Consider the following 24,626-nt stretch of genomic DNA (forward strand, 5'->3'; position numbering starts at 1 on the left):
TTCACCCACCGGTTCGCGCTCGGGTGTGTCCGGTGGCGTTCAGGTGAGCGGCGGGGCTGCCGGGATGCTCCCCGCTGGACGGCGGGGGGCGCGGCCGGTCCGGTGGCGGACCACCCGCCCGGCCCGTACGGAATCGGCCACCGTCCCCGCCCGGTGGCCGACACGCCGTCAGCCGCCGCTTTCCCCCGCGCCCGCGGTCTCTCTGGGTACGGCCCCCACCGCCCCCACCGCGGGCCCGGCAAGGCGTCCACCTGCCACCCCGTCATTCGGCGGGCGCGCGCCGCCCAGTGCGCCGTGGCCCCGGCGGACCACCGCCGACTACCGTGCGGGGGGTGAAGGCGGACGCACAGCGTGGTGCGTCCACCCGGATCCGTACCTGTCCTGCGAAGGTGGAACACGTGAAGGCAATCCGTCGATTCACCGTGCGCCCCGTCCTCCCCGAACCCCTCCGACCGCTCAGCGACCTCGCACGCAACCTGCGCTGGTCCTGGCACCCCGAGACCCGCGAGCTGTTCCGGTCCGTCGACCCCGACGGCTGGCGTGCCGCCGGCGGCGACCCGGTCCGGGTGCTCGGCTCCGTCCCGGCCGGGCGGCTCGCCGAACTCGCCCGTGACGAGCAGTTCCTGGCCCGGCTCAGCGCCGCCTCCGCCGACCTCGACGACTACCTGAGCGGCGACCGCTGGTACCAGCAGCAGTCCTCGGGCGGCGGCGAGGCGGCCGAGCTGCCCGCGGCCATCGCCTACTTCTCGCCCGAGTTCGGCGTCACCGCCGCGCTGCCGCAGTACTCCGGCGGCCTCGGCATCCTCGCCGGCGACCACCTCAAGTCCGCCTCCGACCTCGGCGTCCCGCTGATCGGCGTCGGCCTGCTCTACCGGCACGGCTACTTCCGCCAGTCCCTCTCCCGGGACGGCTGGCAGCAGGAGCACTACCCGCTGCTCGACCCCAACGAGCTGCCCGTCACCCTGCTCCGGCAGCCCGACGACACCCCCGTCCGCGTCCATCTCGCGCTGCCCGGCGGGCGCAGCCTGTACGCCCACATCTGGGTCGCCCGGGTCGGCCGCGTCCCGCTGCTGATGCTCGACTCCGACGTGGAGGAGAACGGCCCCTCCGAGCGGGACGTCACCGACCGGCTCTACGGCGGCGGCAGCGAGCACCGGCTCCTGCAGGAGATGCTGCTGGGGATAGGAGGTGTCCGGGCCGTACGGGCGTACTGCGCCCTCACCGGTCACGCCGCCCCCGAGGTGTTCCACACCAACGAGGGCCACGCCGGCTTCCTCGGCCTCGAGCGCATCCGCGAACTCCAGCAGGACGGCACCGAGTTCGACGCCGCGCTGGAGGCGGTACGGGCCGGCACCGTCTTCACCACCCACACCCCGGTCCCGGCCGGAATCGACCGCTTCGACCGGCACCTGGTCGCCCGCCACTTCGGCGAGGGCGCCGAACTGCCCGCCGTCGACACCGACCGCATCCTCGCCCTCGGCCGGGAGACCTACCCCGGCGGCGATCCCAACGTCTTCAACATGGCCGTGATGGGACTGCGGCTGGCCCAGCGCGCCAACGGCGTCTCCACCCTGCACGGCGCGGTCAGCCGGGAGATGTTCGCCGGCCTCTGGCCCGGGTTCGACCCCGAGGAGGTGCCCATCACCTCCATCACCAACGGCGTCCACGCCCCCACCTGGGTGGCGCCCGAGGTACGGGCGCTCGGCGCCCGGCAGATCGGCGCCGAGCGCGCCGAGGAGGCCCTGAGCGTCGGCGGCTCACTGCGCTGGGACTCGGTCACCGACATCCCCGGCGCCGACATCTGGGAGCTGCGCCGCGACCTCCGGGAGCAGCTGGTCATCGAGGTCCGCACCCGGCTGCGCGCCTCCTGGCGCGAACGCGGCGCCGGCTCCGCCGAGCTCGGCTGGATCGACGGGGTGCTCGACCCCGACGTCCTCACCATCGGCTTCGCCCGCCGCGTCCCGTCGTACAAGCGGCTCACCCTGATGCTGCGCGACCGCGAGCGCCTCACCCGGCTCCTCCTGGACCCCGACCGCCCGGTGCAGATCGTGGTCGCCGGCAAGGCCCACCCCGCCGACGACGGCGGCAAGCGCCTGGTCCGCGAGCTGGTCCGGTTCTCCGACGACCCCCGGGTCCGCCACCGGATCGTCTTCCTGCCCGACTACGGCATGGGCATGGCGCAGAAGCTCTACCCGGGCTGCGACGTCTGGCTGAACAACCCGCTGCGCCCGCTGGAGGCCTGCGGCACCTCCGGGATGAAGGCCGCGCTCAACGGCTGCCTCAACCTCTCGGTGCTGGACGGCTGGTGGGACGAGTGGTTCCAGCCCGACTTCGGCTGGGCCATCCCCACCGCCGACGGCCACGGGCTGGACGAGGACCGCCGGGACGACCTGGAGGCAGGCGCCCTCTACGAGCTGATCGAGCAGCGGGTCGCGCCCCGCTTCTACGACCGGGACGCCGACGGGCTGCCCGAGCGGTGGATCGAGATGGTCCGCTCCACCCTCGCCGACCTGGGGCCGAAGGTGCTCGCGGGGCGGATGGTACGGGAGTACGTGGAGCGGCTGTACGCCCCGGCCGCGCACGCCCACCGGGCCCTGGACGTCCCCGGCGCCGCCGAACTGGCCGCCTGGAAGACCCGGGTGCGCACCGCCTGGCCGCAGGTCGCGGTGGACCACGTCGAGGTGGACGAGGCGTCCGGGGTGGCCGAGCTGGGCGCGACCCTGGGTCTGCGGGTCCGGGTCGCGCTCGGGGAGCTGACCCCCGAGGACGTGGAGGTGCAGGCGGTCGCCGGCCGGGTGGACACCAGCGACCGGCTGGCCGACGCCCAGAGCGTCCCCCTGAAGCCGGCCGGCGGCCCCGACCAGCAGGGCCGCTGGGTCTACGAGGGCCCGCTCACCCTGGACCGTACCGGCCCGTTCGGCTACACCGTCCGGATACTGCCCACCCACCGCCTGCTGCCCGCCGGCGCCGACCTCGGCCTGGTCGCCCTGCCGACCGAGGCGACGGGGGAGGGCGCGGGCGTGCTGATGCGCTGACGCGATCCGTCGTGGAAACGGGCGAGCCGCCCGGGGACCAGGTCCCCGGGCGGCTCGCTTCGTATCCGGCCTTCCGGCTCCCTCCCCTTACGGGAAGGTCAGCTTGAAGTTGTTGATGTAGCCGGTGTCCTGCGCGGCCTTGTCCTGGACGCGGAGCTTCCAGGAGCCGTTGGCGACCTCGCTGGAGGCGTTCACCGTGTAGGTGGCCTTCACGTTGTCGGCCGAGTCGGAGGAGCTGTACGGCTTCAGGTTGTAGACCGAGCCGTCCGGCGCCACCAGGTCCACGACCAGGTCACCGCGCCAGGTGTGGACGATGTCCACGTCCACCTTGAGGGCGGAGGGCGCGTTGCCCGCGATGCCGGTGACGTTGACCGCCGAGGTGACGGCCGCGCCGTTGTCCGGGATGGACACGTCCGCGGAGTTCTCGAACACCTTGCCGGTGCCCGGGTCGCCGCCGCCGGGGCGTCCGCCGACCGCGATGCCGGCCCAGGCGCTCTCCACGGCCTTCACCTCGGCGCTGCCCGCGCCGTACAGCTCGGTGGCGACCGCGACGGTGCCGGTACGGGCGCCCGCGTAGTTGGTGGTGGAGTTGAACTTGGTGGTCAGCGCCTTGTACCAGATCAGCGCCGCCTTGTCGCGGCCGATGCCGGTGACGGGCAGGCCGTCGGAGGTCGGCGAGTCGTAGTTGACGCCGTTGATGGTCTTGGCGCCGCTGCCCTCGGAGAGCAGGTAGAACCAGTGGTTCGCCGGGCCGGAGGAGTAGTGGACGTCGATGTTGCCGATGCCCGAGTACCAGGCGTCCTTGGACGAGCCGTCCTTACTCGGCTTGTCCATGTAGCGCAGCGGCGTGCCGTTGCCGCGGATGTCGATCTTCTCGCCGACCAGGTAGTCGCCCTTGTCCTGGGCGTTGTTGGCGTTGAACTCGACCGCGGCGGCGAAGATGTCCGAGGTCGCCTCGTTGAGGCCGCCGGACTCGCCGCTGTAGACCAGCTTGGCGGTGACCGAGGTGACGCCGTGCGTCATCTCGTGCGCGGCCACGTCGATCGAGGTCAGCGGCTTGACGTTGCCGTCGCCGTCGCCGTACGTCATGCAGAAGCAGCTGTCCTGCCAGAACGCGTTGACGTAGTTGTTGCCGTAGTGGACCCGGGAGGTCGCGCCGACGCCGTCACCGCGGATGCCGGAGCGGCCGTGCACGTTCTTGTAGTAGTCCCAGGTGAGGGCCGCGCCGTAGTGGGCGTCCGCGCCGGCGGTCTCCGCGTTCTGCGGGGTGCCGTCGCCCCAGACGTCGTCCGGGCCGGTGAACAGCGTCCCGCTGCCGGAGGTGCTCCGGTTGAGGTTGTACGTCTTGTGGTTGCCGCGCCCGGTGTCGGTCAGGCTGTACGAGGAGCCGCTGCCGCTCGTCCCCAGGGTGACCTGGCCGCTGTACTGGGTGTTGCCGGTGCCCTCGTGCACGCCCTGCCACTCGAACAGCTTGGCGCCGGTGGCCGCGTCGGTGACCACGTGCAGCTCGTTCGGGGTGCCGTCGTGCTGGAGGCCGCCGACCACGGTCTCGTACGCCAGCACCGGCTTGCCCTGGGCCAGCCAGACCACCTTGCGCGGGGCCTGGGAGGCCTCCTTGGCCTTGGAGCCCTCCGCCTTGGCGGCGCCCACGGCCTGCTTCTCGGCGGCCGCCGGGGCGATGTCCGCGGTGGTGTCGACGTTCTTCAGCTCGGCCCGGGACGCCTTGGAGACGCCCTCGGTGCGGCCGGCCTTGCTCTCGCTGACGACCAGGTCGCCACCGAGCACCGGGAGCCCGGCGTAGGTGCGCTCGTAGCGGGTGTGGGTGGTGCCGTCGCGGTCCTGGACCACGTCCCGGACGACCAGCTTCTCCTGGGCTCCGAGCTTCAGCTCCTTGGCCGTCTCCGCCTTGTCGGCGTCGGCGGCCTTGATCAGCGCGGCGCGCTGGGCCGGTGAGAGGACGGCGGGCAGTGCGCCCGGGTCGGCGTTGCCGGCGACCTGCGCCTTCGGCGCGGCCTGGGGCGCCTCGGCGGTGGCGGATCCGGTCTGGACACCGACGGCGAGCATGGCCGCGGCGGCGATCAGAGCGCCCGTCGCGGTGGCGCGACGGCTTGGCGTGGGTCTCACGCGGACTCCTTCGTGCGATGGGGGGTTACCGAGCGCGGCTGGGGTGGCCGGCCCGGGCGGAGCGGACCCGTTCGACGACCCGTGGACGAACAGGCGAACGCGGGTCGAACGGGTGGTGCGTGGAACGGCGAAAGAGTGGCAGCCGTCCGCCATCCCTGTCAGGAGCGCGTCAAGAACTTGGCCAAAATTCGTCCGTTGCCCGCAGCCTCGTGTTCGTTAAGCGAACGTTTCAGCGGTGTGGCCGCCCACCCCGCCCCGACACCACGTCACCCGTCACTCCAGGCCCCTCCGCCGCACCGGCCGTCCCCTCCGCCCGCTACCACACCCCCTCGGAGGTGATCGTTCCGCACCTCCACGGCTGGCCGGATCCCGCACCCGGAGGCATACGTTCCGGACGCGTCGGCGTGCCGGCGCGAACCGCGATGCCGGCCCGGGGCGGTGCCCGGACCGGCATCAAGAGAGGTGGTTCTGCACGCGCCGCAGGGGTGTGGACGCTCTAGCGGAGAGGACCCCCTTCGCCGCCGAAGGATCGGAGCAGCCATCCGACGACGGCTCGAAGAACCCCGGATACGGCGGCGGCGACGATGGTCACCCAGGCGCGCGGATGCGCTCCAGGTGGAGTGTCGGGCTTCATGGGTGTGAACCTTCTGATACGGGCTTCTCCCGCTCGGCTCGGTGCGTTTCCGGTGGCACGCGGCGCTTGGCGGTCGGATGCGGGAGTGGACCGCCTGACGCGGTTCATCCGGGCCGACCGGCAGGGAGAAGCGGCTGACGACTGCGAGATGGTGAGACGGAGTTGCAGCGGCCGCCGTGTCAGTGGGGGCTGTCCGTGGACACTTCGTCCAGCATCGTGACGAAGGTGTCGAGCAGTGACACGTACCTCGCGTGACTGAGGTGCTTGAGGTCCTGTGTGCTCATCCCGAGCAGGAAGTTGTCGTCGCGTACGGGCTCTCTGGTGGTCAGCGGTGGGAGGGTGAGCGAGTCCGGCATCTCTCCGTTGGCCGGTGCGTGCACTCGGCCGAAGCGGTCGCGGTGGATGACCAGTGCCTCCACCAGCCAGTCCACCAGGAACGAGGCGCGCCGAGGCGCCCCCGGAAGCCCGTCCCCCAGATACTGGGCCAGCGCCTCCGAACTCACCGGCCCGTCGGTCAGCGCCGTGAGGGCGGCCTTGGCCGACCAGTGGTTCCTGAACAGTCCGTGCAACGCGAGTCGCCCTCGGGTGGTGTCCACGTGGTGCACCTCTGCCCACGTGATGCCGGCGACAGTGGCCGCGTACCGGCCCCGCGCGCCCGTCACGAGGCCCACGGTCCCGAAGAAGCGCAGGCACTCGGTGACCGTCTCCGCACCCAGGTCCACCTCGGTGGCGACCTGTGAACTCCTGATCGTCAACAGCTCGGGGCCGCTCAGCCGGACGGCGGCGGAGAGAATGGTCAGCTGATGCGGGAAAGCGGTGCGGTTGGTCGGAAGAACACGCTCGGCGCCGCCTTCCCTGGTGTTGTGAGTCGTCATGCGACACCTCGAGGGTTTCGGCACGGGGGCGTGGCAACTGGCAAGGGGAACATCAGTCCTGTTTCTCGATCGAGGAACTATGGGGAAGAGTCGCCGTCGTACGCCTCGCTATAGTGACGACGCGCGGAGTAAGTGGAAGTCTCTGGCTGAGAGCTTGTTCGGCGCATTGAGCACCGTCGGCGGGCGAAGCCGGCGGTGCTCGCATTTCCCGGCTCGTCCGGGGTCGCTCCGCTCAGTCCTTCTCCGGCCGGTCGTCGCCGATCACATACACGCCCCGTTGGAGCCGGACCAGGCGCCCTCTGCGCGCCAGGCGGGCGACCTCGGAGCTGATGCTCGTGGTCTTGGAACCGGGGTGGAGCTCCTGCACATGCCGGATGATGTCGCTCCGTGTAGTGCGCTTCTGGGAGCGCACGAAGTCCCGGATGGCGACGGCGAACGTCGTCCTGGCCGCCTCTGCTTCGTCACCCTTCGGGGGGGTGCGGAACAGCTCGTCCTGCTCGCCGCCCGCGGCTGGGGTCAGGTCGTGCAACCGCTTACGCACGGCAGTGAGGGCTCTCTGTGACGCGTCTGCACGCAGCGTCACCTGCTCCAGATGGAGTTGAGCGGCTCGCACGCCCTCGACCGCCTCGCTCACCAGCCGGGCGTCGTAGCGCGCCAACTCGTCGAGCTGTCGTGCGCTGGACAGCAAGTACGTCTTGTGAACCATCACTTCCCCTGTCGCTTTGACGCGAAGGTAACGGCTCATGTGAGTGGTACTTCGCGTGATGGGTGGCATGCCTCCAGCGCAGGAGCAGTCGCAAGCTTGATTCTGCACTCAAAAAAGAATCAAATCTCTTATGGTGTAAGGGATTTCCCTCTTGAAGCACGACCTGCCGAACGGAAGGAGTTGCCCGAGATTTAAGAGTGAATCCCTGGTGTCCCGAGTTGACATGTGGCACGCACCCCGGGTGCTTCATCTCAGCGCGGGCCCGCCTGTGAGGCGGGCCCGCACATGGCGTTGAACGCCTCAAGAAGCCCGCACGCGACCCGTGTGTACGGCCGCAGTTCATCGAAGCACACCGCGCCGGGCAGGACTCGGACGAAGCCGCGTCCTGCGTGGCCGTGTCAGCCCACCACGCTCTCCCGCCAGGCGCGGTGCAGGCCGGCGAAGTGGCCGTCGGTGGCGGCGATGAGGTCGGCGGGGGCGCCGTCCTCGATGATGCGGCCGTGCTCCATCACCAGCACCCGGTCGGCGATCTCGACGGTGGAGAGGCGGTGGGCGATCACCAGGGCGGTGCGGCCGTGCAGCACGGTGTCCATGGCCCGCTGCACCGCCCGTTCGCCGGGGATGTCCAGGGAGCTGGTCGCCTCGTCCAGGATCAGCACGCCGGGGTCGGCGAGCAGGGCCCGGGCGAAGGCGACCAGTTGGCGCTGGCCGGCGGAGATCCGGCCGCCCCGTTTGCGTACGTCGGTGTCGTAGCCGTCCGGGAGGGAGATGATGAAGTCGTGCGCGCCGATGGCCTTGGCGGCCTGCTCGATCTCCTCGCGGGTGGCGTCGGGCCGGCCGATGGCGATGTTCTCGGCGACCGTGCCGGAGAACAGGAACGCCTCCTGGGTCACCATCACCACCCCGCGCCGCAGTTCGGGCACCGACAGGTCCCGCAGGTCGACGCCGTCCAGCAGCACCCGCCCGCCGGTCGGGTCGTAGAAGCGGGCCAGCAGCTTCGCCAGGGTGGACTTGCCGGCGCCGGTGGAGCCGACCACGGCCACCGTCTGGCCGGCCGGGACGGTCAGACCGAAGCGGGGCAGCACCTCACCGCCGGTGCGGTAGGCGAAGCCGGCGGCCTCGAAGACGATCTCGCGGCCGGGGGCCTCGGCCGGGAGGGGCGGCAGCTCGCGCGGCGAGGCCGGCTCCGGCACGGAGGGCGTCTGGGCCAGCAGGCCGGCGATCTTGGCCAGCGAGGCCGCCGCCGACTCCCAGGAGTTGAGGAACATCCCCAGCCGGTCGATCGGGTCGTACAGCCGGCGGATGTAGAGCACCGCCGCCGCCAGCACCCCGAGCGCCAGGGTGCCGTCCGCGACCCGCCAGGCGCCCCACAGCACCATCCCGGCCACCGCGGTGTTGGCGGTCAGCCGGGAGCCGACCACATAGCGGGCCATCTCCAGGATGGCGTCCCCGTTGCGCCGCTCATGGCCCCGGTTCAGCCGCCCGAAGCGTTCCTCGTCGGCGCGCTCCCGGCGGAACGCCTTCACCGGCCGGATCCCGTTGACCGTCTCCGCCAGCCGCACGATGACCGAGGCGATCGCCGTCGAGCGGGCGCTGAAGGCCACCTCCGCCCGCCGCCGGTAGAGCTGCACCAACAGGTACAGCGGGATGAAGGAGGCCACCGCGACCGCGCCGATGCCCAGGTCCAGCCAGAGCAGCATGGCCGAGATGTAGGCGAAGGAGAGGACCACACCCAGGAGTTCCTGCAGCCCCTCGGCGAGCAGCTCGCGCAGCGACTCCACGTCCGCGGTCGAGCGGGAGATCAGCCGCCCCGAGGTGTAGCGCTCGTGGAAGTCCACGCTCAGCGCCTGGGCGTGCCGGAAGATCCGCCCGCGCAGGTCCAGCAGTACGTCCTGGCTGACCCGGGCGGCGGCTCGGATGAAGGCGTAGTGGAACCCGGCGCCCGTCACCGCGCAGAGCGCGAAGCCGACCGCCACCAGTACCAGCGGCCCGCTGTCGTCGGCCCGCAGCGCCGGTACGGCCCGGTCGATGGCGTACGCCACCAGCAGTGGCCCCGCCTGCACGGCGGCCTGCTGGATCAGCAGGAGCAGTGCGGACAGCACCACCCAGCGGCGCCGCGGGGCCAGCAGCGACCGCAGCAGCCGGCCGGTCGCCCCCTTGGCCACCGGCAGCTCGTCCCGGTCGAAGTCGTCACCGGGGACCTGGACCCGGGTGGGTTCGGCCGGCCGGACCGCTTGCTCGTCCACCACGCCGGCGCCCGCGCCCGGACCCGTACTCGCTTCCGTACCCGGCCCCGTCGTCGTATCCGTCATCGCACGCCCTCCGTCCGCACCCCGCCGGCGGCCTCGGCCGCGTCCGCCGACTCCGCGCCCGACATCAGCCAGGCGTACTCCACGCTCTCCCGCAGCAGTTCCTGGTGGGTGCCGACCGCCGCGATCCGGCCGCCGGAGAGCAGCGCCACCCGGTCGGCCAGCAGTACGGTGGAGGGGCGGTGCGCCACCACCAGCGCGGTGGTGTCCCGCAGCACCTCCCGCAGCGCGGCCTCCACCAGCGCCTCGGTGTGCACGTCCAGCGCGGAGAGCGGATCGTCCAGCACCAGGAACGACGGCCTGCCCACCACCGCCCGGGCCAGCGCGAGTCGCTGCCGCTGACCGCCCGACAGGCTCAGCCCCTGCTCGCCGACCTCGGTCGCGGCGCCCTGCGGCAGCTCGTGGACGAAACCGGCCTGCGCCACCTCCAGCGCCCGCCGCAACTCCGCCTCGCCCGCGCCCTCCGCCGCGCCCATCAGCACGTTCTCCGCGACGGTCGCCGAGAAGAGCGTGGGCTCCTCGAAGGCCACCGCCACCAGGGCGCGCAGCCGCTCCCGGTCCATCGCGGTGATGTCCTCGCCGTCCAGCAGCACCCGCCCGCCGGAGACCTCGTGCAGCCGGGGTACCAGCGCGGTCAGCGTGGTCTTGCCCGAGCCGGTCGCGCCGACCAGCGCCATGGTCTCGCCCGGGCGGATGTGCAGATCGACTCCGGCCAGCACGGGTGGGGCGTCCGCGGGGGCGTCCGGATACCGGAAGACGACGTTGTCGAAGCGCAGCCCGCCGCCGTCGGTCCTTCCTCCCCCGGCCGGCCGGTCCCTGGCCGCCGCGTCCCCGGCGTCCTCCTCGGGCTCGTCCATCACCTCGAAGAAGCGGTCCGCCGCGGTCGCCGTGTCCTGACTGATCGCCAGCAGGAAGCCGATCGACTCGACCGGCCAGCGCAGCGCCAGGGCGAGGGACAGGAACGCCACCAGGGTGCCCGCCGACAGCCCGCCGTCGGCCACCCGCAGCGAGCCCAGCACCAGGGCCGCGCCGATCGCCAGTTCGGGGATCAGGGTGATGATCGTCCAGATCCATGCCAGCAGCCTGGCCTTGCGCAACTCGGTGCCCCGCAGCCGCCCGGCCAGCGCCCGGAACGTCTCGGCCTGGCTGCGGTGTCGGCCGAAGCCCTTGATCACCCGGATGCCGAGGACGCTCTCCTCCACCAGCGTGGTCAGATCGCCCACCTGGTCCTGCGCCCGGCGTGCCACCGTGGAGTACCGGGTCTCGAACATCGACGAGGCGATGACCAGCGGCACCGCGGGCAGCAGCACCACCACCCCCAGCACCCAGTCCTGCGCCAGCAGCAGGACGCAACCGATCAGGATGGTCACCCCGTTGACGAACAGGAACGTCATGGGGAAGGCGAAGAACAGCCGGATCAGCGCGAGATCGGTGGTCGCCCGGGACAGCAACTGCCCCGACGCCCAGCGGTCGTGGAACGTGATCGGCAGCCGCTGCAACCGCGCGTACAGCGCACCGCGCATCGACGCCTCGACCGACGCCAGCGGCCGGGCCACCAGCCACCGGCGCAACCCGAACAGCAGCGCCTCGGCGATGCCCAGCACCAGCACCACCAGCGCGCCCAGCCAGACCCCGCCCGGATCCCCGTCCGCCACCGGCCCGTCCACCAGCCACTTGAGCACCAGCGGAATGACCAGGCTGAGCAACGAGGCCGCCACCGCGACCACCGCCGCGACGCCGATCCGCGCCCGCACCGGGCGGAGGTACGGCCACAGCCGCAGCAGTGAACGGACGGCGGACCGCTTGGCGGCCTTGGGCGCGGTGGGGGAGTGTGAGGTGGCCATCAGCACCGAGCCTACGGTTTGCGGCTGACAGGCCTCATGTGGTTTTCGGCCGGGGCGGGGGACGGGCCCGCGAGAAGGACGCGGTACCGCGGGCCTTGCGCGGTGGCCTCGCGACTCAGCCGTGCACCTTGAGGAGCAGGACCGAGCGGGGTGGGGTGGTGAGGGGGTGGTCGGCGGGGTGGAGGGTGGCGGGGGCGGTGGACTGGTCTTCGGCGGAGGTGTCGACGATCAGCTCGTAGGAGCGGGCCCAGGGGGTGCCGGGGAGGTGGAAAGGGGTGGGGTCGGCGCCGGCGTGGAGGATGGCGAGGAAGCTGTCGTCGGTGACGGGTGCGCCGGTGGCGTCGCGGCCGGGGATGTCGCGGCCGGAGAGGTACATGGCGAGGGTGGCGGTGGGCGCCCACCAGTCGGCGTCGGTCATCTCGGTGCCGTGCGGGGTGAACCAGGCCAGGTCCCGTAGGCCGTCCACCGCTTGCGGGCGGCCGGAGAAGTGGACGCGGCGGCGGAGTACGGGGTGGGTGTGGCGGAGGGTGAGGAGGCGGGTGGTGAGGTCGAGGAGGGCGCGGCGGCCGGGGTCGTCGGGGAGCGACCAGTCCAGCCAGCCGATCTCGTTGTCCTGGCAGTAGGCGTTGTTGTTGCCGTTCTGGGTGCGGCCCATCTCGTCGCCGGCGACCAGCATCGGGACGCCGGTGGAGAGGAGGAGGGTGGTGAGGTGGTTGCGGATCTGGCGGTTGCGGAGGGTGTTGATAGCGGGGTCGTCCGTCTCGCCCTCGGTGCCGCAGTTCCAGGAGCGGTTGTCGTCGGTGCCGTCCCGGTTGCCCTCGCCATTGGCCTCGTTGTGCTTCTGCTCATAGGAGACCAGGTCGCGCAGGGTGAAACCGTCGTGCGCGGTGACGAAGTTGACCGAGGCGTACGGGCGGCGGCCGCCCCAGGCGTACAGGTCGCTGGAGCCGGAGAGGCGGTAGCCGAGGTCGCGTACGTCGGGCAGCGCGCCGCGCCAGAAGTCCCGTACCGCGTCCCGGTAGCGGTCGTTCCACTCGGCCCACAGGGGTGGGAAGGCGCCGACCTGGTAGCCGCCGCTGCCCACGTCCCAGGGTTCGGCGATGAGTTTCACACGGCGGAGTACCGGGTCCTGGGCGATGACGGCGAGGAAGGGGGAGAGCATGTCGACGTCGTGCATGGAGCGGGCCAGGGCCGCGGCGAGGTCGAAGCGGAAGCCGTCCACGCCCATCTCGGTCACCCAGTAGCGGAGCGAGTCGGTGATGAGGCGCAGGACGTGGGGTTGGACGACGTGCAGGGTGTTGCCGCAGCCGGTGTAGTCGGCGTAGCGGCGGGCGTCGCCCTGGAGGCGGTAGTAGCCGCGGTTGTCGATGCCGCGCAGTGAGAGCATCGGGCCCAGTTCGCCGGCCTCGGCGGTGTGGTTGTAGACCACGTCGAGGATGACCTCGATCCCGGCCGCGTGCAGCGCCTTCACCATCCGCTTGAACTCGCCGACCTGCCCGCCGGTGGTGCCGGAGGCGCTGTAGGCGGCGTGCGGGGCGAAGTAGCCGATGGAGTTGTAGCCCCAGTGGTTCTTCAGGCCGCGGCGGAGGAGGTGGTCCTCGTGGGCGAACTGGTGCACGGGGAGCAGTTCGACGGCGGTCACGCCGAGGGTGGTGAGATGGTCGATGGCGGCGGGGTGGGCCAGGCCCGCGTAGGTGCCGCGCAGGTGCTCGGGGATGCCGGGGTGGCGTTTGGTGAAGCCGCGGACGTGGAGTTCGTAGATGACCGAGTCGGCCCAAGGGGTCTTCGGGCGGCGGTCGTCGGACCAGTCGTCGTCATCGTGGACGACGACGCCCTTGGGGACGTGAGGGGCGGAGTCCCGGGTGTCGCGTACGGTGTCCGCCACCGGCTGGTCGGGCCAGTCGCGGACATGCCCGTATACCTCCGGCGGCAGCCGGAAGTCGCCGTCCACCGCCCGCGCGTACGGGTCGAGCAGCAGCTTCGCCGGGTTCCAGCGGGCCCCGGTCCAGGGGTCCCAGCGGCCGTGCACCCGGTAGCCGTACCGCTGGCCGGGCCGCACCCCGGGTACGAAGCCGTGCCAGATCTGGTGGGTCAGCTCGGTCAGCGGCAGCCGGGTCTCGGTGCCGTCCGGGCCGAACAGGCACAGCTCGACGGCCTCCGCGCCCCCGGCCCAGAGCGCGAAGTTGGTGCCCTCGGCGCCGCGCGGGCCGGCGCGGAAGCGGGCGCCGAGGGGGGTGGGCGCCCCGGGCCACACCGGGGTCGGCGAGGCACCGGTGCGGGCCGCGGTCGCGTCCGCCACGGTCATGTCCGGCCCGAGGAGCCGCGCCGCCGCGGGGGCGGGCCCTGCTCCCGCACGCTGCACTGCCTGCTGTTCGGCTGCGCTCGACACCTGCCGGCCTCCCGCGGCTCGTCCGGTCGGACGTGCGCGAGAGGCGCGGCGTCCCTGCCGCGCCTCCCGCACCCGCCTGTTCCGGTTGTTGTTCGTGCGATGTGCTCCACGTACGCCCCCGCCGGTCGGGGTTTGCTCTGTGTTCATTCCCGGGCGGCCAGGGCTCCCAACATCCGTGGAGGTCACGTTTCCCGTGCCGGAGGGTCGTCGTTGGCCGGGCATGAGACGACTGTGGACGAGGGTGCCGAGGGCGTGGCTGCTGGTCGCCGCCGTGGCACTGGCCGGTTGCACCACCGACGGCGGCTGGGACCTGGGGGCCGGCGGGGCGAAGGGGCGGGGGCCGGATGACGCCATCCGGGTGGTTCCCGCCGACCGGGCCACCGGTGTCGCCCCGGACGACCGGCTGGAGGTACGGGTGCCCAGTGGGCGCCTGGAGCGGGTGCGGGTGGTGAAGGTGGCCGACGCCCGGGTGGAGCCGGTGGCCGGCTCGGTCAGCGAGGACGGGCTGCGCTGGCGGCCCGCGCGCGGCACCCGGCTGGCCACCTCGGCCACGTACCGGGTGGAGGCGGTGGCGCTGGACGGGCACGGCCGCCGCTCGGCCCGGCACACCTCGTTCGCCACCGCCGTGCCCGAGCACCGCTTCATCGGTTACGGGAAGCCCGAGCACCGCTCGACCGTCGGCACCGGCATGATCGTGTCCTTCTCCTTCAGCCATCCGGTCCGCGACCGGGCGGCCGTGGAGCGGGCCATCCGGGTGACCGCCGACCCGGCGGTGGAGACGGCCGGGCACTGGTTCGGCGACGACCGGCTGGACATCCGGCCCAGGGAGTTCTGGCGGCCCGGGACGAAGGTCTCGGTGGACGTCCGGCTGCGGGACGTCGAGGGGGCGCCGGGGGTGTACGGCATCCAGGACAAGCGGATCGCCTTCACGGTGGGCCGCCACCAGGTCTCCCGGGTGGACGCCAGGGCGCACACCATGGAGGTGCGGCGGGACGGCGAGCTGCTCGCCACCGTGCCGATCACCGCGGGGGCGGCGAAGAGCACCACGTACAACGGGAAGATGGTGGTCACCGAGATGTACGAGGTGACCCGGATGAACGGGGCGACGGTCGGCTTCACCGACGCGGACGGCAAGGGCGAGTACGACATCAAGGACGTGCCGCACGCGATGCGGCTCACCGACTCGGGCACCTTTCTGCACGGCAACTACTGGGCGCGGCCGGATGTGTTCGGCTCCTCGAACGTGAGCCATGGCTGTGTGGGGCTGCGGGACGTGAAGGGCGGCAGCGCCGACGCCCCGGGCGGCTGGTTCTTCGACCGCACGCTGGTCGGGGACGTGGTGGAGGTGGTCAACTCGGCGGACCGGACGGTCGATCCGGGGAACGGGCTGAACGGCTGGAACCTGGACTGGGGGAGGTGGAGGGCGGGGTCGGCCCTGAGGTGAGGGGGTGGGGGGATGGGGGGGGAGTGGTGGGCGGGGGCCGTCCCTTGGTTGCTGGACGTTGGGGTGGGGCGGCCCCTGCGGCCCCCGCCTGCGGTGACGGGCGCCTGGAGCCGCCTCCGCGGCCTGCGCGCATGATCTCCGCTCGGCGCGGACACATTCGGGACTGAACGGTGACATGCGTGCACTCTTCGCGTCGCTCCCGGTGTGATTATCTATCGCCGAGCGCGCAATTCTGAGCGCTGGGGGAGTGCGGGCCCTGGGATCGGGCCGTGCGAGGGGAGAACACCGAAGTGAACGGGTCGCCGATATCCGGTGCGTCGGCCGGGGCGGGTGCGGGGCGTACGGGCAGAGGACTGCTCGCGGTGCTGCTGGGGGCATTGCTGCTGCTGGTGACGGCGTGCGGGGGTTCTGACTCCGGCGCCGGGACCGGCGGGGAGGGCGGCAAGGGCAAAGGCCAGGCGGGGCAGGTGGCCGACGGCCCCTCCGACGCCGTGGTCACCGTGTCCCCCAAGGACGGTGCCGAGTCGGTCGCCACCAGCGGGGCGCTGAAGGTCACCGCCGAGCAGGGGAAGCTGACCGAGGTCGAGGTCGCCGACTCCAAGGGCAACAAGGTCGAGGGGAAGCTCGCCGGGGACGGCGCCAGCTGGACCCCCGTACGGCATCTGGCGGCGTCCACCAAGTACAAGGTGCACGCGGTGGCCAAGGACGAGTCCGGGCGGGAGTCCGCCAAGGACACCGTCTTCACCACGCTGGTGCCGCAGAACACCTTCATCGGGACCTACACGCCCGAGGACGGCTCCACGGTCGGCGTCGGCATGCCGGTGTCGATCAAGTTCAACCGGGGGATCACCGACCCGGCCGCCGTGGAGAAGGCGGTCAAGGTGACCGCCCAGCCGTCGGTGCCGATCGAGGGCCACTGGTTCGGCAACGACCGGCTCGACTTCCGGCCGGAGAAGTACTGGGCCGCCGGCACCAAGGTGACGGTCCGGCTGGACCTGGACGGCGTCGAGGGGCGCCCGGGGGTCTACGGCGAGCAGGCGAAGACCATCCGCTTCACCATCGGCCGCAGCCAGGTGTCCACGGTGGACGCCGGCGCCCACACCATGAAGGTGGTGCGGGACGGCAAGCTGCTGAAGAACGTCCCGATCACCGCGGGCGCGCCCTCCACCACCACGTACAACGGCCAGATGGTGATCAGCGAGAAGTACAAGGTGACCCGGATGAACGGCGCCACCGTGGGCTTCGGCGGCGAATACGACATCAAGGACGTGCCGCACGCCATGCGGCTGTCCCAGTCGGGCACCTTCGTGCACGGCAACTACTGGGCGTCGGCCGACACCTTCGGGTCCTCCAACGTCAGCCACGGCTGCGTCGGGCTGCGGGACGTCCGGGGCGGCGGGGACCCGGGGATGCCGTCCGCGTGGTTCTACGACAACTCGCTGATCGGTGACGTGATCATCGTGAAGAACTCCAAGGACAAGGAGATCGCCCCGGACAACGGCCTGAACGGCTGGAACATGTCCTGGTCGGAGTGGAAGGCGTAGCAGCCGCCGGCTGTACGGAGTCGTACGGCTGTGGGGAGTTGTGTACGGGCGGGCCCGGTGCCGTGTGAGACGGCACCGGGCCCGTGTGTGTCCGGAGGGGGTGGGGGCGGGTGGGGCGCCTCAGCGGATGTCGATCACGCTGACGGTGATGTACCTGTCCGCGATGACGTAGACGATCTGGCCGCCGGAGAACTTCTTCGCCCACGAGTTGTCACCGAGGTCGGTGGCGCCTTGGCGCGGGTCCTGCCGTAAGCCGTCGATCGCCGACAGGAACGCCGTACGACGCGGCCCCGCCAGGACCTGGTCCCGTTTCGCTTCCGCCCGGTTGGTGTAGCGGATCGTGTAGGTCGCCATCAGGCGCCGCCCCCGTCCGCTGTCGAGGCCTTCCCGGCGTCAAGCCGCTCGGTGATCATGTCGCTGTACCGCTGGACGAACTCTTCGACCGGCTTGAGGTTCAGGTCCTCGGCCGCTTCGAGCAGCCGCTCACGCAGACCGTCCGTGAAGGCCCGGAACTCCGCGTCGGTCGGAAGCTCCTCGATGATCTCGTAGGGCGTCAGGGTCGCTGCCAAGGCTCGTACCTCCTGGTGGTCGGTGGGTTCGTGACCTTAGCCGTCACGGTCTGGCTGAGGAGCGCAAGTCCGCGCTCGTACACCGGATCGGAGGAGGACCGGCACGAGAAGGCCCCTGGGTCGGACCAGGGGCGTCGCTGCCATGAGTGGCACCGCCGTGTGGTCTGGTGGCGCTGTTAACGCCGGCTAACCCGGGGGCTAATCTGCCGGGTATGACCGCAACGCTTGAAGTCTCCGAAGGTGTCGGCACCATCCGACTGGACCGTCCGCCGATGAACGCGCTCGATGTGGCGACCCAGGACCGGCTGAAGGAGCTCGCCGAGGAGGCGGGTCGGCGGGACGATGTGCGGGCCGTGGTGATCTACGGCGGGGAGAAGGTGTTCGCGGCCGGGGCGGACATCAAGGAGATGCAGAACATGGACCACGCGGCGATGGTGCTGCGGGCCAAGGCGCTCCAGGACTCGTTCACCGCCGTCGCCCGCATCCCCAAGCCCGTCGTGGCGGCCGTCACCGGGTACGCGCTCGGCGGCGGCTGCGAGCTGGCGCTCTGCGCCGACATCCGGATCGCCGCCGACAACGCCAAGCTGGGGCAGCCGGAGATCCTGCTCGGGCTCATCCCCGGCGCGGGCGGCACCCAGCGCCTGGCCCGGCTTGTCGGGCCTTCGCGCGCCAAGGACCTGATCTTCACCGGCCGCCAGGTGAGGGCCGAGGAGGCGCTGGCGATCGGGCTGGTGGACCGGGTCGTCCCGGCCGGCGAGGTGTACGAGCAGGCGCACGCCTGGGCGGCGAAGCTGGCCAAGGGGCCGGCGATCGCGCTGCGTGCCGCCAAGGAGGCCGTGGACGCCGGGCTGGAGACCGACATCGACACCGGGCTCACCATCGAACGCAACTGGTTCGCCGGGCTGTTCGCCACCGAGGACCGCGAGATCGGGATGCGGAGCTTTGTGGAGGAGGGGCCGGGCAAGGCCAAGTTCGTGTGATGTAGGGGTTGTTGCTGGAGGGTGGGGGCGGCGGGCGTCATCCGTGCGGGTGGTTTGGCGCCTTGACGGGGGCTTAAGGCTGCCGGGGGCCGGTCGCCCGCCCGGGCATCCGAGTCACGCCGGGCTGCGGGGTGTTGCCGCAGTTCAGGGGGGTGGTGGGGAGGGAGGGAGGTGGGGCGGCCGGCCGGGGCGGGGGTGCTGGGGGCCGGTGGCGGCGGCCGCCCAATCCGGTGGAACGGCCCCGTGGGGCCGGGCGGGCGGCCATGATGGGGGCATGGCGGGGCTGGAGGGCGCGGAGCGGCAACCACGGCGGAGTGGCGGGGTGACCGCCGCCCAGTGGGTGCCGGCCGCCGACGACGAGGGGGCGCTCGCGGCGGTCGAGGCCTTCGGCAGCCCGGCGGACGCCGAGGTGGAGCTGCCGTCCCTGCCCGAGTCGGCGCGTACCGCCCGGCTGCTCGCCCAGCACGCGGTGTTCTGCGAGTGGTCGCTGGGCGCGCAGACCACCGAGCACGCGGTGCTGCTCGTCTCCGAACTCGTCGGCAACGCGGTGCGCCACACCGGCGCCCGGGTCTTCGGGCTGCGGATGCATCGCCGTCGCGGCTCGATCAGGGTGGAGGTCCGCGACCCCTCGCGCGGGCTGCCCTGCCTGCTCCCGGTGCGGGAGACGGACATCAGCGGCCGGGGGCTGTTCCTGGTGGACACGCTCTCCGACCGCTGGGGCGTGGATCTGCTGCCGCGCGGCAAGACCACCTGGTTCGAGATGCGGGTGGGGGATCAGGGGGGACGGCCGGGGGGCGGGACTTCCGAGCGCTGAGCCGGCGGCCCGCAGCGGCCTGTACGAACCCCAGAAGCCCCCGTCGCGCCGGAGTGCGGCGCCGCGGGGGCTTCTGCGTGGTACGTCGTGGACATAAGGGGTGTTTCCACGTACGTCGTCGACCTGGCCCGGGTCAGAGGGGGTCGTGGCTCCGACTATGGCAGAGGGGCGCCCCGGTTGCCAAGCGGCGAAGGGGTGGATTGAGGGATAAAAGGGGCGAAGGGGAGGTGGATCGCAGGTGAGGTCGGTCACTGACCTTGTAATCTGTGAATAAATATGGAGGTGGAGGATTGAATCCTCGATGGTGGAGGGCGGGGTGGGGTGAGGGAGGGGTCCGGCGTGGGGCGCGGAGGAGGGCCGATAATCTGACCGTCATCAGTCAGGCACCAAGAAGGGTGGGACCCAGTGGCGGACATCGAGGCGGCCCGCAGGGCGTTCGAGCGGTACGACGTGGACGGCGACGGCTACATCACGGCCGCCGAGTACAAGAGCGTCATGGCCCAGCTCGGCGACTTCAACGTCACCGAGACGGTCGCCCAGGCCGTCATCAACACCCGGGACGGCGACAAGGACGGCCAGCTCAGCTTTGACGAGTTCTGGGCGCATCTCGACAAGTCCGGCCAGGCCTGACCGCTTTGCCAGCGCCCGCCCGGCCCCGGCACGCCGCCCGCACCCGGCGGCGGCCGGAGCGCCGGCGGGGCGCCCGGAGGGTGCCGGTCCTCGGCGCCCTGCTCGCGGTGGCCGCCCTGGCTTACGGTGGGGCGGCCCTCGCCGGGTACGGCACCGGTGAGCTGAGCATCCCCGGCGGCGGCGCCACCACCCTGCTGCGAGCCGCCGTCTTCGCCACCCTCGCCGTCCACCTCGGCGAACTCGCTGGGGCCCGGATCGCCGGCCCCGGGCCGCTGCCCCACCCCTGGGGACGAGGGGCCGCGCTCCTCGGAGCCGCCGCCTGCTTCGGCCAGATCGCCGTACTGGCCCAGGTCAGCCGCCTGGACCTCATGGCCGCGTACAGCACGCGGGAAGGCGGGCTGCTGCTCGCCACCGCCAACGGCTTCGCCCTGGCCGCCGCCGCTGCCGGACCGCGCCGGCCGGCCTGGGCGGTGGCGCCGCTGGCCCTGGTGGTCGTCGCCGAGGCCTGGCGCGCCCACCCCGAGGCGTACACCCCCGAGTACGGGGCCGCGCTCACCGTCGTCCATCTGACCGCCGCCTCGCTCTGGGTGGGCGGGCTGCTGTACGTACTGCGCACCCTGCGGCTGCGCCCGGACGGCGACGGGCGGTGGCGGATGTTCACCCGGTACGCCCGGCTCGCCGGCTGGCTGTACGCCGCGCTGGCCGCCACCGGCCTCTGCTCCACCCTGCGCAGGCTCCCCGCCGACGTGGTGTTCTCCACCGCCTACGGCCGGGTGCTGATGGCCAAGCTGCTGCTGATGGCCGTGGTCAGCGCCTACGCCCTGGCCGCCCACCGCCGGCTGCGCCGCCACCGCGACCCGGACGGCGCCGCCGCCCCGGCCCGCGCCGAACTGGTGGCGCTGGCGGCCGTCGTGGCGGTCTCGGCGGTGCTCACCGTGGTGCCCGACCCGCACTGGCTCAGCCTGCGCTGAGGTCCCAGGTGACCGGTGGGGTTGAAGAAACCCTGACAGGGCTTACGGGGATCTGAAACTGGCTGCATTGAATGGGCGTTGGGGGCTCATTACGGTCGGAGGCACGTCATGAGCAGGAGAGCGAGTCGAGGGCGCGGACGCGTGAGAGCGACAGGATCGCGCCACCGCTGACGCGGGGAGAGGAGCCGGCCGATGCCCAGCAGGTGCGCAGGGACGACGGGTACGAGGGGGGTGGCGGGATGATCGGGCGCCGTGCCTTTCTCACCGGCGCCGGAGCCGGGGCCGCCGCGGTCGTGGTGGGCTTCGACCCGCTCGGCGGCGGCTGGGTCACCCGGGCCGAGGCGGCGGCCCGCCCCGAGCGGTCGTCGTTCGCCCGAGTGCCGGAGCTGGACGGCGAGTTGGCACTCGACGCGGCCTCCCGCGACGCGGTCACCACCGACCTGGGCAACATCGTCCACCAGCGACCGCGCGCGGTGCTCCGCCCGGGGTCGGTGCGGGACGTGTCCCGGATGGTGCGCTTCTGCCGCGAGCACCGCGTCCCGGTCGCCCCGCGCGGACAGGCCCACACCACCTACGGGCAGGGCCTCGCCGACGGGCTGGTCATCGAGATGCGCTCGCTGCGGCGCATTCACGCGCTCACCGCCGACCGCGCCGAGGTGGACGCCGGCATCCACTGGATGGAGCTGGCCAAGGCCGCCTTCGCACGCACCCCGCGGCGCACCCCGCCGGTGCTCACCGGCTACACCCAGCTCACCGTGGGCGGCACCCTGTCCGTCGGAGGCATCGGCGGCATCGTCGGCGGCCTGGACTCCGGACTCCAGGTGGACCATGTCCGCGAACTGGAGGTCGTCACCGGGACGGGAGAGGTGGTGCGCTGCTCCCGCCGCCGCAGGAGCGACCTGTTCGACGCGGTACTGGGCGGGCTCGGCCAGTGCGGGATCATCACCAAGGCGGTCCTGGACCTCGTTCCGGCCAAGGAGCGCGCCCGCACCTATCTGCTCGGCTACGACGACAACGCGCGCTTCTTCCGCGATCTGCGCATCCTCATCGAGCGCCCCGGCATCGACCATGTGTACGCGGAGTTCACCAGCGCCGGCACCTCACCCACGTACACCATCCACGCCACCGTCTTCCACGAGCCGGCCGCCCCGCCGAAGGACGGCCCGCTGCTCGCCGGGGTGTCGGCCACCCCGGAGATCCAGGACACCGGGTACCTGGAGTACGTCTTCTCGATCGACACCCTGATCGACGAGGTGCGCGCCACCCAGGGCTGGGACCGGCTGGTCAAGCCCTGGTTCGACGTCTGGCTGCCGGGCGAGACCGTGGAGCGCTACCTCGGGGACGTGCTGAAGACGCTCACCCCGAAGGACATCGGGCCGCTGGGCGCCGGGTTGCTCTACCCGCAGCGGCGCTCCGAGAAGGGCCGCCCGCTGCCCCGGGTCCCGGAGGCCGGCGCCTCGCCGTGGATGTTCGTGATCGACATCAACACGGTCGCCGAGGGTCCGGACGTGGAGCCCGGGTACGTGGCGGAGATGCTGGCCCGCAACGAGCGGCTGTACGCCCGTACCCGGGACGAGTACGGCGGGACGCTGTACCCGATCGGCTCGGTGCCGATGACCGCCCGGGACTGGCGGGCCCACTTCGGTGACGTCTGGCCGAAGCTGCGCGCGGCCAAGCGCCGGTACGACCCGGACGGGGTGCTGACCCCGGGGCAGGGGGTCTTCGGCCACCGGGACTGAGGGGTCCTGGGCCGGGACCCGCGAGGTCCTGGCGGCCCCCGGCCTGGACGGAGGGGAACGGAGGGAGGGTCCGGACACTGTCGGTCCGGGTCCTCCCTCCGTCGTTCGTCCACCCGGGGCGGATGGGCGGGGCGGGTCAGCGGGCTATGGCGTAGGTCTGGCGGCCTCGGGGGCTGGCGGCGGCCAGGAGCAGGTCCTGGTCGGGGTCGTGGCCGACGGCGCACACCTTGCCGAGGGTGTACGCGGGGGCCAGCTCGACCTCGTGGCCGCGGGTGCGCAGCTGCTCCACCACCTCCGGGTCCACGGTCTCCTCCACCACCAGGGTCTTCGGGCGGGACTCGTGCGGGGTGAAGGAGGAGGCGAAGTGGTCGGTGTGGAAGGCCAGGGTCTCCGTCGCGGTCTGGAGGTCATGGCCGAAGTCGGCCACCGCGAGGAAGAAGCCCAGGGTCCACTGGTCCTGGCGGTCACCGCCGGGTGTGCCGAAGGCCAGCACCGGGCGGCCGTCCTTGAGGACCAGGCTCGGGCTGAGCGTGGTGCGCGGACGGCGGCCGGGGCCGAAGGAGTTGGGGTGGCCCGGCTCCAGGGTCATGGTCTGGGCCCGGGTGCCCAGGGAGATGCCGGTGCCGGGGACGACGGGGCTGGACTTGAGCCAGCCGCCGCTGGGCACCGCCGCCACCATGTTGCCGAACCGGTCGGCGACCACCACGGTGCAGGTGTCGTTCCGTGCGGCGGTGGCCTTGACCACGGTGGGCAGCCCGTTGCGGATCTGCCGCTCCCAGTGCTCCAGCGCCTCGGTCGGCTCCTGGGCCACCTGGGCGGGGATGTGCGGGGTGCGGCCGTCCGGGGAGCCGGGGCGCAGGGTGCCGGCCGCCTTGGCCTCCAGGAGGGCGCGGCGTTCGGCGGTGTACGCGGGGCTGAGCAGGGTGGTCAGCGGGATGTCGCTGTGGTCGGGGTCGCCGTACCAGGCCTCGCGGTCGGCGAAGGCGAGCTTGGCGCACTCGGCCACGGTGTGCACGTACTCGGCGCTGTCCAGGTCCATCCGCCCCAGGTCGAAGCCCTCCAGCAAAGCGAGTTGCTGGAGGAAGACCGGGCTCTGGGACCAGATGCCGGGCTTGTGGACCTCGTAACCCCGGTAGGTCAGGGAGACGGAGTCCTCCACGGTGGCCCGCCAGTCGGCCATGTCCTGCCCGGTCAGCAGGCCCTTGTGGCGGCGGCCGGTGGAGTCCAGGACCTCGGTGCGGGGCACGAAGGCGTCCACCGCCTCGGCGACGAAGCCCTGGTAGAACGCCCGCTCGGCGGCGGCGATCTGGGCCTCGCGGTCACCGCCGGCGGCCTTGGCCTCCCGTAGCAGCCGCTGGTAGGTGCCGGCCAGGGCCGGGTTGCGGAACCGCGAACCGGCGGCAGGCGGACGCCCGTTCGGGAGGTAGACGCGGGCGGACTCGGTCCACTCGGAGGCGAAGAGCGGGGCGAGCACCTCGATGGCGTCGGCGGTGCTGGTCAGCAGCGGGAAACCGTGCTCCGCGTAGCCGATGGCGTGGTCGAGGATCCGGTCCAGGGGGAGCGTGCCGTGTTCGGCGAGCAGCCGCATCCAGGCACCGAAGGCGCCGGGCACCACGGCCGGCAGCAGCCCGGAGCCCGGGATCTGGTCCAGGCCCAGTTTGGTGATGGCCTCGGTGGTGGCGGCCTGGGGCGTGGGGCCCTGGCCGCACACCACCTGCACCCGGCCGGTGGAGGCCTGGTAGGAGACGATCGGCACGTCACCGCCGAGGCCGTTGTAGTGCGGTTCCACCACCTGGAGCACGAAGCCGGCGGCGGCGACCGCGTCGAAGGCGTTGCCGCCCTGCTCCAGGACCGACATGGCGGCCGCGGAGGGCAGCCAGTGGGTGGAGGAGACGGCGCCGAAGGTTCCGGCCAGTTGCGGCCTGCCCGCGTTCAATGGGGTACCTCTTCTCGGTCGGTGGGTGGGGCGTACGAGATGGGTCAGTGGGTCAGCGGGTGGCGGCGGTGCGCAGCGCGTCG

Annotated in this window: 17 protein-coding genes; 8 read left to right on the top strand and 9 right to left on the bottom strand. The window is 72.2% G+C overall.

The genetic code is table 11. From position 1 onward, the window contains the following. The first annotated feature begins 398 nt into the window (after positions 1-398). Positions 399-3,035, top strand: coding sequence for an alpha-glucan family phosphorylase (glgP, locus tag M1O15_RS09080; RefSeq protein ID WP_248632756.1), 2,637 nt, complete (start codon positions 399-401; stop codon positions 3,033-3,035). A gap of 87 nt (positions 3,036-3,122) precedes the next feature. Here glgP and M1O15_RS09085 read toward each other — a convergent pair whose 3' ends face one another. The 6 genes from M1O15_RS09085 to glgX all read right to left on the bottom strand — a co-directional run bounded on the left by M1O15_RS09085 (position 3,123) and on the right by glgX (position 13,832). Continuing rightward, positions 3,123-5,159 (bottom strand): M4 family metallopeptidase, encoded by a 2,037-nt coding sequence (locus tag M1O15_RS09085; protein ID WP_248632757.1) that lies wholly within the window; start codon positions 5,157-5,159, stop codon positions 3,123-3,125. An 813-nt stretch (positions 5,160-5,972) separates the two neighbouring features. Next, positions 5,973-6,668: a hypothetical protein gene (locus M1O15_RS09090; protein WP_248632758.1), complete on the bottom strand. Its 696-nt coding sequence runs from the start codon at positions 6,666-6,668 to the stop codon at positions 5,973-5,975. Between the two features lie 232 nt (positions 6,669-6,900). Further along, a complete protein-coding gene (locus tag M1O15_RS09095; protein ID WP_248632759.1) occupies positions 6,901-7,413 on the bottom strand; it encodes a hypothetical protein in 513 nt (170 codons plus the stop codon). Positions 7,414-7,772: 359 nt separating this feature from the next. Further along, positions 7,773-9,686 (bottom strand): ABC transporter ATP-binding protein, encoded by a 1,914-nt coding sequence (locus M1O15_RS09100; protein ID WP_248632760.1) that lies wholly within the window; start codon positions 9,684-9,686, stop codon positions 7,773-7,775. Beyond that, positions 9,683-11,527: an ABC transporter ATP-binding protein gene (locus M1O15_RS09105; protein WP_248632761.1), complete on the bottom strand. Its 1,845-nt coding sequence runs from the start codon at positions 11,525-11,527 to the stop codon at positions 9,683-9,685. The genes M1O15_RS09100 and M1O15_RS09105 overlap by 4 nt, the downstream gene beginning before the upstream one ends. A 115-nt stretch (positions 11,528-11,642) precedes the next feature. Then, positions 11,643-13,832, bottom strand: a complete 2,190-nt coding sequence (glgX, locus tag M1O15_RS09110) for a glycogen debranching protein GlgX (RefSeq protein ID WP_248632792.1) — start codon at positions 13,830-13,832, stop codon at positions 11,643-11,645. Positions 13,833-14,136: 304 nt separating this feature from the next. On the opposite strand from glgX, the gene M1O15_RS09115 reads away from it, so the two are divergent. Beyond that, entirely contained in the window at positions 14,137-15,360 is a 1,224-nt protein-coding gene (locus M1O15_RS09115; protein WP_372499405.1) for a L,D-transpeptidase, read from the top strand. A gap of 290 nt (positions 15,361-15,650) precedes the next feature. Continuing rightward, positions 15,651-16,904, top strand: a complete 1,254-nt coding sequence (locus M1O15_RS09120; RefSeq protein ID WP_248632762.1) for a L,D-transpeptidase — start codon at positions 15,651-15,653, stop codon at positions 16,902-16,904. Positions 16,905-17,024: 120 nt separating this feature from the next. Here M1O15_RS09120 and M1O15_RS09125 read toward each other — a convergent pair whose 3' ends face one another. Together M1O15_RS09125 and M1O15_RS09130 are read right to left on the bottom strand one after the other, a co-directional pair. Further along, positions 17,025-17,258, bottom strand: coding sequence for a hypothetical protein (locus tag M1O15_RS09125; protein WP_248632763.1), 234 nt, complete (start codon positions 17,256-17,258; stop codon positions 17,025-17,027). Continuing rightward, positions 17,258-17,473, bottom strand: coding sequence for a hypothetical protein (locus M1O15_RS09130; protein ID WP_248632764.1), 216 nt, complete (start codon positions 17,471-17,473; stop codon positions 17,258-17,260). Before M1O15_RS09130 ends, M1O15_RS09125 begins: the two co-directional genes overlap by 1 nt. Positions 17,474-17,685: 212 nt before the next feature. Here M1O15_RS09130 and M1O15_RS09135 point away from each other — a divergent pair, with 212 nt between their 5' ends. From M1O15_RS09135 to M1O15_RS09155, 5 genes are all read left to right on the top strand, one after another. Beyond that, the gene (locus tag M1O15_RS09135) at positions 17,686-18,453 is read left to right on the top strand and encodes an enoyl-CoA hydratase/isomerase family protein (protein ID WP_248632765.1); all 768 of its coding nucleotides are present in this window, start codon (positions 17,686-17,688) and stop codon (positions 18,451-18,453) included. 274 nt (positions 18,454-18,727) lie between these two features. After that, positions 18,728-19,267, top strand: coding sequence for an ATP-binding protein (locus M1O15_RS09140; protein ID WP_248632766.1), 540 nt, complete (start codon positions 18,728-18,730; stop codon positions 19,265-19,267). Positions 19,268-19,672: 405 nt separating this feature from the next. Next, positions 19,673-19,897 carry an EF-hand domain-containing protein gene (locus tag M1O15_RS09145; RefSeq protein ID WP_248632767.1) on the top strand — a complete coding sequence of 75 codons (225 nt, stop codon included), beginning with the start codon at positions 19,673-19,675 and terminating at the stop codon, positions 19,895-19,897. 80 nt (positions 19,898-19,977) lie between these two features. Next, positions 19,978-20,868 (top strand): CopD family protein, encoded by an 891-nt coding sequence (locus tag M1O15_RS09150; RefSeq protein ID WP_372499406.1) that lies wholly within the window; start codon positions 19,978-19,980, stop codon positions 20,866-20,868. Positions 20,869-21,107: 239 nt separating this feature from the next. Further along, positions 21,108-22,607: an FAD-binding protein gene (locus tag M1O15_RS09155; protein ID WP_248632768.1), complete on the top strand. Its 1,500-nt coding sequence runs from the start codon at positions 21,108-21,110 to the stop codon at positions 22,605-22,607. A gap of 136 nt (positions 22,608-22,743) precedes the next feature. Here M1O15_RS09155 and M1O15_RS09160 read toward each other — a convergent pair whose 3' ends face one another. Beyond that, complete coding sequence (locus M1O15_RS09160) at positions 22,744-24,543, bottom strand: gamma-glutamyltransferase family protein (RefSeq protein WP_248632769.1); 1,800 nt, start codon at positions 24,541-24,543, stop codon at positions 22,744-22,746. Positions 24,544-24,626: the final 83 nt, after the last annotated feature.

The sequence above is a fragment of the Streptomyces lichenis genome (genome assembly GCF_023218175.1).
Classification (GTDB): Bacteria; Actinomycetota; Actinomycetes; order Streptomycetales; family Streptomycetaceae; genus Streptomyces; species Streptomyces lichenis.